The sequence below is a fragment of the Halomicroarcula saliterrae genome (genome assembly GCF_031624395.1).
In the GTDB taxonomy this organism is placed as follows: Archaea; Halobacteriota; Halobacteria; order Halobacteriales; family Haloarculaceae; genus Haloarcula; species Haloarcula saliterrae.
Map to the genome: position 1 here is coordinate 327,985 of NZ_JAMQON010000001.1, position 12,475 is coordinate 340,459.

The 12,475-nt window shown below is 68.1% G+C and carries 14 protein-coding genes; 8 read left to right on the forward strand and 6 right to left on the reverse strand.

Annotated features, from left to right (window positions below):
* Positions 1-55: 55 nt before the first annotated feature.
* From pabB to NDI56_RS01730, 3 genes are read left to right on the forward strand one after another with little or no spacing between them, the layout of a single operon-like run.
* The gene (pabB, locus tag NDI56_RS01720; protein WP_310917681.1) at positions 56-1,528 is read left to right on the forward strand and encodes an aminodeoxychorismate synthase, component I; all 1,473 of its coding nucleotides are present in this window, start codon (positions 56-58) and stop codon (positions 1,526-1,528) included.
* The gene (locus tag NDI56_RS01725; protein ID WP_310917682.1) at positions 1,525-2,148 is read left to right on the forward strand and encodes an anthranilate synthase component II; all 624 of its coding nucleotides are present in this window, start codon (positions 1,525-1,527) and stop codon (positions 2,146-2,148) included. Before pabB ends, NDI56_RS01725 begins: the two co-directional genes overlap by 4 nt.
* Positions 2,133-3,005, forward strand: a complete 873-nt coding sequence (locus tag NDI56_RS01730) for an aminotransferase class IV (protein WP_310917683.1) — start codon at positions 2,133-2,135, stop codon at positions 3,003-3,005. Before NDI56_RS01725 ends, NDI56_RS01730 begins: the two co-directional genes overlap by 16 nt.
* A gap of 93 nt (positions 3,006-3,098) precedes the next feature.
* Here NDI56_RS01730 and NDI56_RS01735 read toward each other — a convergent pair whose 3' ends face one another.
* The 3 genes from NDI56_RS01735 to NDI56_RS01745 form a co-directional block, all read right to left on the reverse strand.
* The gene (locus tag NDI56_RS01735; RefSeq protein WP_310917684.1) at positions 3,099-3,269 is read right to left on the reverse strand and encodes a DUF1059 domain-containing protein; all 171 of its coding nucleotides are present in this window, start codon (positions 3,267-3,269) and stop codon (positions 3,099-3,101) included.
* Positions 3,270-3,368: 99 nt separating this feature from the next.
* Entirely contained in the window at positions 3,369-4,115 is a 747-nt protein-coding gene (locus NDI56_RS01740) for a helix-turn-helix domain-containing protein (RefSeq protein ID WP_310917685.1), read from the reverse strand.
* Between the two features lie 137 nt (positions 4,116-4,252).
* Positions 4,253-5,308, reverse strand: a complete 1,056-nt coding sequence (locus NDI56_RS01745) for a saccharopine dehydrogenase family protein (protein WP_310917686.1) — start codon at positions 5,306-5,308, stop codon at positions 4,253-4,255.
* Positions 5,309-5,403: 95 nt separating this feature from the next.
* Here NDI56_RS01745 and NDI56_RS01750 point away from each other — a divergent pair, with 95 nt between their 5' ends.
* From NDI56_RS01750 to NDI56_RS01760, 3 genes are all read left to right on the forward strand, one after another.
* Positions 5,404-5,820 (forward strand): Rieske (2Fe-2S) protein, encoded by a 417-nt coding sequence (locus tag NDI56_RS01750; RefSeq protein ID WP_310917687.1) that lies wholly within the window; start codon positions 5,404-5,406, stop codon positions 5,818-5,820.
* A gap of 104 nt (positions 5,821-5,924) precedes the next feature.
* A complete protein-coding gene (locus tag NDI56_RS01755) occupies positions 5,925-6,062 on the forward strand; it encodes a hypothetical protein (RefSeq protein WP_310917688.1) in 138 nt (45 codons plus the stop codon).
* Positions 6,063-6,215: 153 nt separating this feature from the next.
* Positions 6,216-6,932: an SDR family NAD(P)-dependent oxidoreductase gene (locus tag NDI56_RS01760; protein WP_310917689.1), complete on the forward strand. Its 717-nt coding sequence runs from the start codon at positions 6,216-6,218 to the stop codon at positions 6,930-6,932.
* 21 nt (positions 6,933-6,953) lie between these two features.
* On the opposite strand, the gene NDI56_RS01765 is transcribed toward NDI56_RS01760, so the two are convergent.
* Both NDI56_RS01765 and NDI56_RS01770 read right to left on the reverse strand, forming a co-directional pair.
* Positions 6,954-7,244 (reverse strand): transcriptional regulator, encoded by a 291-nt coding sequence (locus tag NDI56_RS01765; RefSeq protein WP_310917690.1) that lies wholly within the window; start codon positions 7,242-7,244, stop codon positions 6,954-6,956.
* A 49-nt stretch (positions 7,245-7,293) separates the two neighbouring features.
* On the reverse strand, positions 7,294-8,367 hold the full coding sequence (locus NDI56_RS01770; protein ID WP_310917691.1) for an NAD(P)/FAD-dependent oxidoreductase: 1,074 nt from the start codon (positions 8,365-8,367) through the stop codon (positions 7,294-7,296).
* 178 nt (positions 8,368-8,545) lie between these two features.
* Between NDI56_RS01770 and NDI56_RS01775 the strand changes: the two genes are divergently transcribed.
* Positions 8,546-9,865, forward strand: a complete 1,320-nt coding sequence (locus NDI56_RS01775; RefSeq protein ID WP_310917692.1) for a hemolysin family protein — start codon at positions 8,546-8,548, stop codon at positions 9,863-9,865.
* 69 nt (positions 9,866-9,934) lie between these two features.
* Positions 9,935-11,743 (forward strand): formate/nitrite transporter family protein, encoded by a 1,809-nt coding sequence (locus NDI56_RS01780; RefSeq protein ID WP_310917693.1) that lies wholly within the window; start codon positions 9,935-9,937, stop codon positions 11,741-11,743.
* Between the two features lie 96 nt (positions 11,744-11,839).
* Here NDI56_RS01780 and NDI56_RS01785 read toward each other — a convergent pair whose 3' ends face one another.
* Positions 11,840-12,475, reverse strand: a complete 636-nt coding sequence (locus NDI56_RS01785) for an FAD-dependent oxidoreductase (protein ID WP_310917694.1) — start codon at positions 12,473-12,475, stop codon at positions 11,840-11,842.

Here is a 12,475-nt window from a genome sequence, read left to right on the forward strand (position 1 = left end):
GGAGACAGCTGCCCGAACCGCAAGCGAATTATCCGCCGGCCTGCTTTCCCCGGTAATGCCACGGGTCGAGACGAGCCGGGACACCTTCGAGACGCTCGCGGCCGACGCGCCGCCGCGGGCCCGGATTCCCGTCGCGGTCACCGTCACCGTCGAGGACCCGTTCGCGGCCTACCGCCGGGCCCGCGACCCGACCGGCGGCGTGTATCTCGGGACGACCGGCGGGCAGTCGGGCTGGGGCTATTTCGCCACCGCGCCGGCCGAGTTCACCGAGGTGGGTCCCGACGACGGCGGGGCGCTCGCCGCGCTGACCGACGTACTCGCGGACGAGCGGCTCGTCCGCGGGGACTGTGCGGTCCCCTACCCCTGTGGCGCTATCGGCTGGCTCTCCTACGACGTCGTCCGCGAGCTGGAGCGACTGCCCGACAGCGCCGTCGACGACCGCGCGCTCCCCCGGGTACAGCTCGCGACCTACGACCGCGTCGCGGCGTGGCCGGAACCCCGCGGTGAGGGGCCGGTCGAACTCACGGTCACGGCGTGTCCGCGACTCGCCGACCACGAGTCCGTCAGCGTGGCCTACGAGTTCGCCCGCCAGCACGCACTGGAGCTCGCCCGCGCGGCGACGGCGGGCGACCCGGCGGTCGGTGACCCGCCGGTCGAGACCGACAGCGCGGCCTTCGAGAGCGAGTACACCCGCGAGGAGTTCGCCGAACGGGTCCGGACGGTCAAACGGTACGTCCGCGACGGCGACACGTTCCAGACCAACATCTCACAGCGCCTCTCCGCCCCCGCCGCGGTCCATCCGGTCGAGGCGTTCGACGCCCTGCGACGGGTGAACCCGGCGCCGTACTCCGCCCTCGTGGAGTTCCCCGGCGTCGACCTGGTGAGCGCGAGCCCCGAGCTCCTGTTGCACCGCGACGGCGACCACCTCCGCACGGAACCAATCGCCGGCACGCGCCCCCGCGGGGAGACGCCCGAGGAAGACGAACGGCTGGCCGAGGACCTGCGCACCGACGAGAAAGAGCGGGCCGAGCACGCGATGCTGGTCGACCTCGAACGCAACGATCTGGGGAAAGTGAGCCAGTTCGGCTCCGTCGAGGTGACCGATTACCGCCGCGTCGACCGCTACTCCGAGGTGATGCATCTGGTCTCGGAGGTCGAGGGTCGCCTGCGCGGGCGGGCCACGCTGGAGGACGCCGTCGCCGCGGTGTTCCCCGGCGGCACTATCACCGGCGCGCCCAAGCCGCGGACGATGGAGATAATCGACGAGGTCGAGGGGACCCGTCGCGGACCGTACACCGGCTCTATCGGCGTGTTCGGATTCGACGGGAAAGCGACGCTGAACATCGTCATCAGGACGCTGGTGCGGTACGCCCAGACCTACTACCTCCGTGTCGGCGCGGGCATCGTCCACGACTCGGACCCGGACAGCGAGTACGAGGAGACGCTGGACAAGGGCCGGGCGCTCGTGACCGCCGTCGACGAGGCGCTGGGCAAGCGCGCGGACCTCTCCGTGGAGGGCGCGAAGTGAGCGAGTCGCTCGCCCCGACGATTCTGGTCGTCGACAACTACGACTCCTTTGCCTACAATCTCGTCCAGTACGTCGGCGAGGTCGTGCTCCGCCTGGGCGGCGGCGAGGACGACGTGGTGGTCCGGCGAAACGACGCCGTCACCGTCGAGGGGATACACGACCTCGACCCCGACGGTATCGTCGTCTCGCCCGGCCCGGGAACGCCCGACGAGGCCGGCGTCTCGATGCCGACCTTCGCCGAGCTGGACTACCCGACGCTCGGCGTCTGTCTGGGCCACCAGGCGCTGTGTGCCGCAAACGGGAGCCCTGTCGGCCACGCCGACGCCGTCGTTCACGGCAAGTCCTCGCTGGTGACCCACGACGGCGAGGGCGTCTTCGAGGGCGTCCCCGACCCGGTCGAGGTCGGGCGCTACCACTCGCTCGCGGTCCGGCGCGACGACCTACCCGACGCGCTCGAAGAGACGGCCCACACCGTCGCCGAGGACGAGGCCGACATCGTCATGGCGGTCCGCCACCGCGAGGCGCCCCACGTCGGCGTCCAGTTCCACCCCGAGAGCATCCTCACCGACCACGGGAAGACCATGGTCGAGAACTTCTGTCTCGCATGCAATACCACGTAAACGGCGACCTCGTCCCCGAGGACGAGGCCACGGTGTCGGTCCGCGACAGAGGGTTCATGTACGGCGACGCAGCCTTCGAGACGCTGCGCGTGTACGGCGGTGACCCCTTCGAGTGGGACGCCCACCGCGAGCGGCTCGCCCACACCGCCGGGACGCTGGGCTTCGCCGACGCGGTCCCCGACGACCTCCGGGAGCGCGTCGCCGAGACGCTCGCCGCCAACGACCTGACTGAGGCGTACTGTAAGGTCTCTGTCTCCCGCGGCGTCCAGCCCGGCACACTGGACCCCCAACCCGAAGTTGACCCGACGGTCGTCGTCATCACGAAGCCGCTGCCGCGTGGCGGCCGCGACGGCGAGCGCGTCTGGGACGGTCCCGCGACGGTCCAGACCGTCAGGACCCGCCGAGTCCCCGGCGAGGCCGTCCCGGCCGACATCAAGAGCCACAACTACCTGAACGGGATTCTCGGCCGGCTCGAACTCCGCCGGTCGGCCGGCGACGGCGGCCCCGCCGACGAGTGCCTGCTGCGCGATATCGACGGTAACGTCGCCGAGGGCGCGACGAGCAACGTCTTCTTCGTCACCGAGAACGGGCTCCGGACGCCCAGTGCGGACCTCGACCTCCTGCCCGGCGTGACCCGCGACGTCGTGCTCGACCTGGCTCGCGACGAGGGCTTTCCCGTCGAGACCGGCGCGTACTCCCTCGACGCCCTCAGAAACGCCGACGAGGCTTTTCTTACTAATTCGACGTGGGAGATTCGCCCAGTCGAGACGGTCGACGGCATCGACGTGGGTGCGGGGCCGATGACGAAATTGCTGCAGCGACTGTACGACGAGCGGGTAGAGACGCTGCACTACTGATACTGGTGGCTGTGACAAACTGAAGGCATTCGCTACCCGAGGTGGCGAATATCTCAACGAACGTACAGCCACCAGTATGACCGCCGAGCCCGATTACACCTCCTCGATGTTCTCCTTGAGCGTTTCGACGGTCCCCTCGTCAAGTTCGAGGTCGGGGTGTTCCTCGGCGGCGTGGCCCTCGGCCACCTCGAGTATCTCCGCTACGGTCTCTTCGGTAATCGTTGCCTCACAGCCGTCGACGACACAGCTGAGTTGTTGTGCCATTGCAGATGTCCGTACCGGGTAGACTCCATTGGGAGTTCGCTTGGTTAGAACCAACGTATCATCGTCGGCCCCTTTGCCTCTGGCACTGTGACCGGAGCTTCACGTCCCGGTGTCGTCGACCCGGCCCCACGCCACTTCCGACGCGAACTCCGTCGCGAGCCACGCCTCTGCACGGGAGAGCCGATACTGGACCGTCGACTGTGGGATGTCCAGTTCGTCGGCGAGTTCCTGTGTGGTGATCCCCCGAGGGGTCTCGTAGTACCCCCGTTCGACGGCCTCCCTGAGCATCGTCCGCTGCTCGTAGGGAACGTCGGCCAGCGAGACGACGGTGTCCCCCCACCGCGTCGGCTCTTTCAGGTGGTCGAGACTTAGCCGGAGCCCGTCTCGGAGCCCGCTGTGGATAGTGTCGTACAGGTCGCCCAGTTCCGCGTCCTCCGGGACGAGAATGCGCCACCGGTACTGGTCGCCGCGGCGTTCGGCGTCGTGGACGAGGCCGTCGCCGAGGTGGGTGACGCCGAGCCCGGGTATCGAGTGACAGTCCTCGCCGTCCGTTCCGTACGAGTAGACGGTCCGGCTGTTCTCGCCGCTCGATAGCAGTTCGTACGTCCACTGCGTATCACAGAGCTCCGCGCTGAGACACTCGTTGCAGTGTGTCGGGTCGAGGAAGATATCGTCCAGCCGTTCGAGCGCCGCGGCGGGACCGGTGATGCGGTTGAGAAACCAGACGCTGTCTTCGGTCACGCTACAGTCCAGCAAGGTCATCACGATGTCCGGATACGCTATCAACACGTCGGCTATCGGGTCGCTTCCCTTGTCGTACGTGACGGTGAACACGAACTCCTGCATTTTTGCGTATAGATGTCCCAGGTCCCTTTATCGGTAAGGGCGGTTTCGGTCATTACCAACACAGCCACCGTGCTATAGCCCACGCTGTGTTCAGGGAGTGCCGCGTGGCCCGCGGCGGACGCCGCGACGCCGGGTCCTCACACGTCCTCCCGTTCGACGCCCTCGACGTCGAGAATCAGGTCGGGCCCGTACGCGCCGGCGGGCGTCCGGTACCCCGGTGGCGCGTCGCCGTCGAGCGCTCGCCGCGCGGTCGCCAGCGCCGTCTCGACGGTCAGCGCGTAGGTGTGTGGGCCACGCAGCCGCGACACCGCGCGGTCGCCATCGCCGTTGCGGACCTCGCCCCAGACGTAGCTCTCGCCGCTCGCCCGGTCGTCGGCGCTCGGTCCCTCGGTGGTCCGTTCGATGAGCCACTGGAGGCCGGTCCTGACCCGTGGGAGCGAGAGCAGCGGCGCGAGCAGTCCGGTGGCCCGCTGTAGCTTGACGGCGCGCTCGGGCATCGCCATGTACGTGGTGACGTTCGGGATGCCGGTGGTGTGGTAGGCGGTCGACACGTCGCCCCAGGGAATCGCCGCGACGTGCTGGGCGTCCAGCCCCCAGCCGAAATCCACCGTGCGCGTCTCGTGGGCGGTCGGGACGTCCTCGATGCGACCGTCGCGGCGGACGGCGCCGCCGCCGTCGAGGTGTTCGACCATCGTCTTGGCCGTCCCGCGGGAGACGCCGTTCTCGGCGCGGAAGGCGAGTTCGAGCGTGTCGGCGTCGGGCAGGCGCTCGGCGAGGTGGGCCGCAAGGCAGTCCGTGGGCACGACGTCGAAGCCCACGCCGGGGAGCAACATCACGCCGGCCGCCTCGGCCTCGTCGCTCCGCTCGTGGACGGCCTCGAAGACCGTGAGTTCGCCGGTGATGTCGAGATAGTGGGTGCCAGTTCGCAGGCAGGCGTCGACCATCGGTTCCCAGGTCCGCGAGAACGGGCCGGCGCAGTTGAGGACGGCGGTCGCCTCCGACAGCAGCATGTCGAGCACGGCCGGCTCGTCCAGGGACGCGACCTCGAAATCACACTGTAGCCGTTCGGCCTGTGATTCGAGCGTGCGGCGCTCCCGCCCCGCAAGCGTCGGTTCGAGGCCGCGCTCGGCGGCGGCTTCGGCGACGAGAGCGCCCGTATAGCCGTAGGAGCCGTAGATGACGAGGTCGCCCATACCGGGGATTGGCGGGCCGGGTGGAAAACGGTTGGCCGCAAAACGTGTCGATAACCGGGACGTTGAAACCCATCAGGGCCGTATCACCGCCACCAATGGACGAGGACAGTCGTATCGCGGCCGTCGAAGACGTCCCCGAGGACGGCAGCTTCCTCTTTACCGTCCGTGAGGGGTTCGACACCTCGGAGGCGATTCTGGTCTCGCTCGCCGACGGCGTCGTCGCCTTCGAGAACTACTGCCCCCACTGGCGGGACGTCCGTCTGGACAAGGGCAGCGGCGCGACCGTCCGGGACGACGAACTGGTGTGTGAGAAACACGGCGCGACGTTCGAGCGCGATTCGGGCAGTTGTACGTTCGGCCCCTGTGAAGGCGCCGTCTTGGAAGAGGTCGAGACGGCCGTCGAGGACGGCGACGTCTACCTGACCGACGACCGCTACGAGTTCGAGCAGCAGGGTCCCTCCGGTGACCACGACCTCTCCTCGGGCGGCCGTATCGGGTTTTCGGGGCAGTAGTAGACGCCGTCGTTCGCGCGGGCTCGCTGTATCGTTACTGCCGGTCGCCGGGGTGTGAGTAAGTAACAGCCACAGTTATTGCAGTAGGTGTGGTACGTGTTCGCATGACGCGCGAAAACCGCACACGGACAGAAGTCTGCCCCGAATGCGACAACAACCCCGTGGTTCTGGAACACGGCGGCTACTTCTGTGACTGCTGTAACGAGGAGTTCACTCGCGCGGACCTCGTGAAACTCAACTGAGCGGCGGGCTACTCGAACCGGTCGGTGACGCTGTCACAGTCCAGACAGCACGCCGGCGTCCGCTCCTCGCCCCCTCCGCTGGAACGCGTCGGGCGCGAACCGAATCGCCTCGCTCGCCCACACCGATTTGTGGGTCGCGGCCCTCGCTCCGGTATGGCACGCACAGCAGTTATCGCCGGCGTCGGGCCGGGACTGGGCGCCACACTGGCACGCAGATTCGTCGACGAGGGCTGTCGGGTCGGCCTGTTCGCCCGCTCGAACGAGTTCGTCGACGACCTCGCGGCGGAACTGGGCGAGGACGCGCTCGCCGTCCCCACCGACATCACCGACCCCGAGGCAGTCACCGCGGGGTTCGAGGCGGTCCGCGAGCGGTTCGGACCGGTGGATGTGCTCGTCAACCACGCCAGCGGCGGCTCCTGGGAAGGCATCAGGGACATCTCGCTCGACGCCTTCGAGCAGGCGCTCGACGTCTCAGCCGTCGGCGGGTTCCTCTGTTCGCGGGAAGCCGTCGAGGACATGCTCGACGCGCGGCGAGCCTCGCCGGACGAGAACGCTGGAGGTGGGACCATCATCTTCACCGGCGCGACCTCGGCGGTCCGCGGGCGGGGCGGGGCACCGGGCTTTTCGGCCGGCAAGTTCGCCGCTCGCGGGCTGGCGGAATCTATGGCCCGCGAACTCGGGCCGGAGGGCGTCCACGTGGCTCACGTCGTCATCGACGGGCAGATAAACACGCCGGGGGTGACCGACCGAGACCCCGAGGAGCTCCTCGACCCCGAGGCCATCGCCGACGCCTACTGGACGCTCGTGACGCAGGACCGCTCGGCGTGGACGCTGGAACTGGACCTGCGACCCCACGTCGAGTCGTTCTGACGCCGGCCACCGATACCCCGCTTACCCGATCGTGTAGGCCGGTTCCGCGACGCTCTCGGCCTTGCACTCGGGACACCGGCTCGGCCGGTTCGTCAGGTCGTCGAAATCAGCGAAGCCACACTCGTTGCACTCCGGCGGGGCGACGAGCAGCTCCTCGTCCGTCGCATCGAGGGACCTGGCGATGTGTTCGACGTGTGTGAGCGCAGTGCTCGTCGGTATCTCGAAGTCGTTGGCTATACTGCCCGCGGCCATTGGCTCATCGCGCAACCGTTCCGCGATGCGCTGGCGCGTCGTGCGACTTGCCTCGCGCATGCGGACACTTCGGGGCCGTCGATAATAGGTTTTGTCGCCCGAGGGCGTCTCAGTCGTCGTCGGCCGCGGCTTCGGGCTCGTCCTCGTCGAGGGCGCGCGGCCCGGCCGCGTGGCCCTCGTGGGCGAGCGCCGTCGCGAACAGGTCTGGCGAGATGGCGGGTACATCCACGTCCTCGACCGCGCCCTCGGCCTCGATATCGTCCAGCGAGCGCGGGTACTTCCGGAGGTCTTTGTGGATGGCGATGCCCGCGTCGGCCCCCTCGCCCATAGCGACGGGAATCTGGTTGTGGCCGGGGGTCAGGTCGCCCACCGCGTAGACACCGGCGACGCTCGTCTCGCCGTGGTCGTCGACGGCGACCGTGCCGTCGTCGTTGCGCTCGACGCCGAGACCGTCGGCCAGTTCGGCGTGGTAGTCGGAGCCCAGCATCGGGAAGCCGCCCTTGTACTCTCTTACACTGCCGTCCTCGAACTCGTAGGCCGCCAGCCACCCGTTGTCGTCGGTGCGTTTACCCGACAGTTCGGTGTCGACGACCTCGACCGGGTGTTTGTCCAACATTCTCTGGGTGTCGTCGCTCCACTCGGGCTCCTCGCCGCGGGTCAGGATGTCCACGTCGTCGGTGTAGTTCAGCATGATCATCGCGACGTAGGCGGCCGAGTCGCCGGTCCCCATCACGAAGACGGGCTCGCCGACGAACATGAACGCGTCACAGTGGAGACACCAGTGTAGCCCCTTGCCGGTGCGGGGCAGCGGCGGGTCCGGGCGCTCGTCGGCGAAGCCGGTCGCCAGCACGACGCGCTTGACCGTCACCTCGCCGTCGTCCGTCGCGACCTCGAACCCGTCCGCGTCTCCGAGCGGGTCGACCGACTCGACGAAGCCCCGTCGGTAGGTCCCGCCGTAGTCTTCGACCTGCTCGCGGGCCGTCTGCAGGAACTCGTTGCCCGAGACGTCCTCGGTGACGCCGATGACGTTGTGGGTGTCGGTCATCATCGCCGCACGGCCGCCGCCGCGGTTGACGACGACGGTGTCCATGCCCAGACGGGTCGTGTACAGTGCGCTCGTCAATCCGGCGGGGCCCCCGCCGACGACCGCTACGTCGTAGTCAAACTGCTCGTCGGTGTACATTGAGCGTCTCTTAGGGTTCGACCGATAAAAACGGCCGACATCCGGCGAGATACGGGTGACCACGCCGTCTCGGCGTGTGGCCGGCGCCCGGTCGTCCATCCGTCATCGTTTAAGTCTCCAGGTCGACACGTCAGGGTATGGCTCGACGTCGTCCGCGTGCGGGGACCCGGAGGCACCGATGGTAGATATCGCGTTCGCGCTGGGGCGGCTCCTGATCGCCTTCGTGCTGGTCGTGCTAAACGGCTTCTTCGTCGCGACGGAGTTCGCGTTCGTCCGGGTGCGCTCGACCTCGGTCGACCAGCTGGCGGCGGAGGGCCGGGCGGGCGCGGAGACGCTGCAGGACGTGATGACCAATCTCGACGACTACCTCGCTGTCACCCAGCTCGGCATCACGCTGGCCTCGCTGGGGCTGGGGTGGGCGGGCGAGCCGGCCGTCGCCTCGCTCATCGAGCCCGTACTGGGCCCGCTCCTGCCGGCCGACCTGCTCCACCTGGTCGCGTTCGCCATCGGATTCTCGTTCATCACCTTTCTCCACGTGGTCTTCGGCGAACTCGCGCCCAAGACCATCGCAATCGCCGAGGCGGAGCGGCTCTCTCTGCTGGTCGCGCCCCCGATGAAACTGTTCTACTACGTGTTCTACCCGGGGCTGGTCGTGTTCAACGGGACCGCCAACGCCTTTACCCGACTCGTCGGTATCCCACCGGCCTCGGAGACCGAGGAGACGCTCGAAGAGCGCGAAATCCGGCGCGTGCTGGCCCGCTCCAGCGAGCAGGGCCACGTCGATACTGCCGAGGTCGAGATGATAGAGCGTGTGTTCGACCTCGACGACACCACCGTCCGGACCGTGATGGTCCCGCGGCCGGACGTGGTGGCCATCCCGGCCGACGCTTCGCTGGCCGAGATTCGGGAGACGGCACTGTCGGCCGGCCACACCCGCTACCCGGTCGTCGGCGCCGACGACCGCGACAGCGTGGTCGGGTTCCTGGACGTCAAGGACGTGTTACGGGCCATCGAAACCGACGGAGAGACCACGGCCCAAGCACTGTCCCGCGGCCTGCTCATGGTCCCGGAGACGGCTACTGCCGACGACATCCTGCTGCAGTTCCGCGAGGAACACCAGCAGATGGCCGCGGTCATCGACGAGTGGGGGGCGTTCGAGGGCATCGTCACTATCGAAGACGTCGTCGAGGCCGTCGTCGGCGACCTCAGAGACGAGTTCGACGTCGACGAGCGGGAACACTCGGTCCGACAGCTCGGTGTCGGCCGGTACGAAATCGACGGGGGCGTCTCGCTCGCGCTCGTCAACGACGAACTGGGGTCGACGTTCGAGAGCGACGGCGTCGAGACCATCGGTGGGCTGGTCCTCGCGCGGCTGGGCGAGATTCCCGAGCCCGGCGACGGCGTCGAGGCCGACGGGTACCGCATCGAAGTCGCGACCGTCGACGGCGCCCGCATCTCGACCGTGGTGGTCGAGTCACTGGAGACGGCGTCGGAGTGAGAGCGTCCGTTTCCGGCGGTTTCGGTCGAAAAACGAACCTTCTTGGGCACGCTGGGTCATGGGCGGGTAATGGCTGACTCACGCGGTATCACTCGGTCGTCGGACGACGCCGACGGGGAACAGGAGGTCCCCGTCACGGGCGAAGTGGTGCCCGACAAGTTCTCGTCCGACGAGGTGTTCCAGCGCATCGTCGCCGACGCCGACCACGAGATAACCTCCGGCGCCCGTGAGCTGTTCTTCAGCGCGCTGGCCGGCGGCTTCGCCATCACCATCACGCTGCTCGTCTACGCCTCGATGTACCCCAAGACCGACAGCAGCATCCTCGCGGCGCTGCTGTACCCCATCGGCTTCATCTACATCATCATCGGCGGCTACCAGCTCTACACCGAGAACACGCTCCCGCCGGTCGCGCTCACATTGGAGCGGCTGGCGTCGATTCCCGCACTCCTGCGCCACTGGGGTATCGTCGCGGCGGGCAACTTCGCCGGCGGAGCCATCGGGGCCGTCGTGCTCGCTTACGGGGGCGTGTTCAGCCCGGAGGCGGCGGCTGTCGCGGCTAACCTCGCCGTCGAGGGGGTCTACGAGACCACCCGGTGGCAGCTGTTCTTCAAGGGGGCGTTCGCCGGACTCGTCGTCGCCGGCGTCGTCTGGATGAACTTCGCGGCCCGGGACACCATCACCCGGCTGCTGGTCGTCTATCTCGCCTTCCTGGTGATTCCGCTCGCGGACCTCTTCCACGTCGTCGTCTCCTTCACCGAGGCGACGTATCTGATGCTCGTCGGCGACCTCCCCTTCCTGCTTGCGATGACCGACTTCGTCATCCCCGTGATGCTTGGCAACACCGTCGGCGGCGTCGTCTTGGTCACCATCGTCAACTACTACCAGACGACGGAAGAGCGGCTGGAGACAGCCCGGTTCGAACACGTGCGGCGGCTCTCTGTCCGCGAGTGGCTACTGGGCAACCTCGCCGGCCGGTCGTACGTCCCGCTGGTCGACACGGTCGAGGACTTCGTCCGGGACCCCGAGTCGTACCGCGTGCTCGTCCCCATCGCGAACCCCCGCACCGAGTCGGGGCTGGTCGAACTGGCGTGTGCGCTCGCGAGCACCCGAGAGAAGGGGACGGTCCACGTCGCCCACGTCGTTCAGGCACCCCAACAGAGCAAAGCGGCCGACGACCGACGACAGCGAGAGCGAATCGTCGAGGAGTCATCGCGTCAGCTGGAGGACATCGAGCGCATCGGCGAACAGTACGACGTCGCCTTCGAGACCTCGACCATCGTCTCCCACCGGTCGTTCGAGGAGGTGTTCGACCGGGCGAACCGCACCCGCCCCGACCTCGTTCTGATGAACTGGGAGAAACACGGCCTGTGGGCCAGTGCGCGCGCAGAGCGGCCGATAGCCGAACTCACGAACCAGCTCCCGGCGGACTTCCTCGTGGTCAAGGACCGCGGCGGCGACTGTTCCCGGATGCTCGTGCCGACCGCGGGCGGGCCGGCCTCGGACCTGAGCGCCGAGATAGCGCGCGGCCTGCGGGAGGCCACCGGCGGCGAGATAACGCTCATGCACGTCGTCGACCCCGGCGAGCAGGAAGCGGGTGAAACCTTCCTCGCCGAGTGGGCCGAGGGCCACGACCTCGACGATGCGACCCGTATCGTCGACGACTCGGGCGATATCGAGCGCGCCATCGAACGCGAGGCGGCCGACCACACGATGGTGATGCTCGGTGCGACCGAGCAGGGTATCCTCGCGCGACTGGTCACCGACTCGCTCCACCTGAACGTCGTCGACGAGGTCGCCGGGACCGTCCTGCTCACCGAACGCGAGACCGATCGGTCGCTCACCCAGCGGTTGTTCGGGGCCGGGCGGCGGAACAGCTGACCGGAAGCGTGTTTCCGGGACCACGGAGGAGGCAGTAGCACAGCCAGCAAGACCCGGACGCTACACGAAGCCGGCAGTCAGTCACAAACCAGTTTGCTAGCCGAAGTTTTCGACCTTGGCGTCCTCCGTTTCGACGCCGGCCGCCTCCAGCGCGGCCATCGCGTCGTCGAGGAAGTCGGCGAAGCCGTAGACGAACACCTGGCCGCCGTCGGCGCTCGCCTCGGCGACCGCGTCGGTCAGGTCGGCGTCGCCGTCCAGTACGTGGACGAGCACGCCCGATTCTCGGAGCACGTCCAGACGATCCTCGTGGATGGGTGCGTCGTCCTGGTAGACGACGGCGGCCTCGTTGCCGTCGGCGAGCGCCCGCTCGGCGATACCGATGGCCGGGCCGATGCCGGGGCCGCCGGCCAGCAGGACCGCGCGCGACTCGCCCTCGTAGTAGTCCGAGCCGAAGGGGCCGGCGATGCGGACCGTGTCGCCCGCTTCCAGCTCCGCCAGATGGGGCGCGACCTCGCCGTCGGGGTCGATACCCACCGTCATCTCGAAGACGCCGTCGACGTCGGGCGAGGAGATGGTGTAGAACCGGGATTCGTCCTCGCCGTCGACTTCGAGCGTGAGCTTGACGAACTGGCCGGGCTGGGCCGAGAACTCGTCGGGCGTCTCGACGTCGATGGCGATGGCGTCGGGGCCGACCTCGCGGACGGCAGTGACCGTGAGTGAACGTTCGTCCAT

What these genes read in the sequence shown, in the direction of transcription:
- NDI56_RS01730 (WP_310917683.1), top strand. Translation starts at nt 2,133, where the DNA reads ATGCAATACCACGTAAACGGCGACCTCGTCCCCGAGGACGAGGCCACG.
- pabB (WP_310917681.1), top strand. Translation starts at nt 56, where the DNA reads ATGCCACGGGTCGAGACGAGCCGGGACACCTTCGAGACGCTCGCGGCC.
- NDI56_RS01785 (WP_310917694.1), bottom strand. Translation starts at nt 12,475, where the DNA reads ATGGACGAACGTTCACTCACGGTCACTGCCGTCCGCGAGGTCGGCCCC.
- NDI56_RS01765 (WP_310917690.1), bottom strand. Translation starts at nt 7,244, where the DNA reads ATGCGCGAGGCAAGTCGCACGACGCGCCAGCGCATCGCGGAACGGTTG.
- NDI56_RS01775 (WP_310917692.1), top strand. Translation starts at nt 8,546, where the DNA reads ATGGTAGATATCGCGTTCGCGCTGGGGCGGCTCCTGATCGCCTTCGTG.
- NDI56_RS01755 (WP_310917688.1), top strand. Translation starts at nt 5,925, where the DNA reads ATGACGCGCGAAAACCGCACACGGACAGAAGTCTGCCCCGAATGCGAC.
- NDI56_RS01735 (WP_310917684.1), bottom strand. Translation starts at nt 3,269, where the DNA reads ATGGCACAACAACTCAGCTGTGTCGTCGACGGCTGTGAGGCAACGATT.
- NDI56_RS01740 (WP_310917685.1), bottom strand. Translation starts at nt 4,115, where the DNA reads ATGCAGGAGTTCGTGTTCACCGTCACGTACGACAAGGGAAGCGACCCG.
- NDI56_RS01745 (WP_310917686.1), bottom strand. Translation starts at nt 5,308, where the DNA reads ATGGGCGACCTCGTCATCTACGGCTCCTACGGCTATACGGGCGCTCTC.
- NDI56_RS01770 (WP_310917691.1), bottom strand. Translation starts at nt 8,367, where the DNA reads ATGTACACCGACGAGCAGTTTGACTACGACGTAGCGGTCGTCGGCGGG.
- NDI56_RS01760 (WP_310917689.1), top strand. Translation starts at nt 6,216, where the DNA reads ATGGCACGCACAGCAGTTATCGCCGGCGTCGGGCCGGGACTGGGCGCC.
- NDI56_RS01780 (WP_310917693.1), top strand. Translation starts at nt 9,935, where the DNA reads ATGGCTGACTCACGCGGTATCACTCGGTCGTCGGACGACGCCGACGGG.
- NDI56_RS01750 (WP_310917687.1), top strand. Translation starts at nt 5,404, where the DNA reads ATGGACGAGGACAGTCGTATCGCGGCCGTCGAAGACGTCCCCGAGGAC.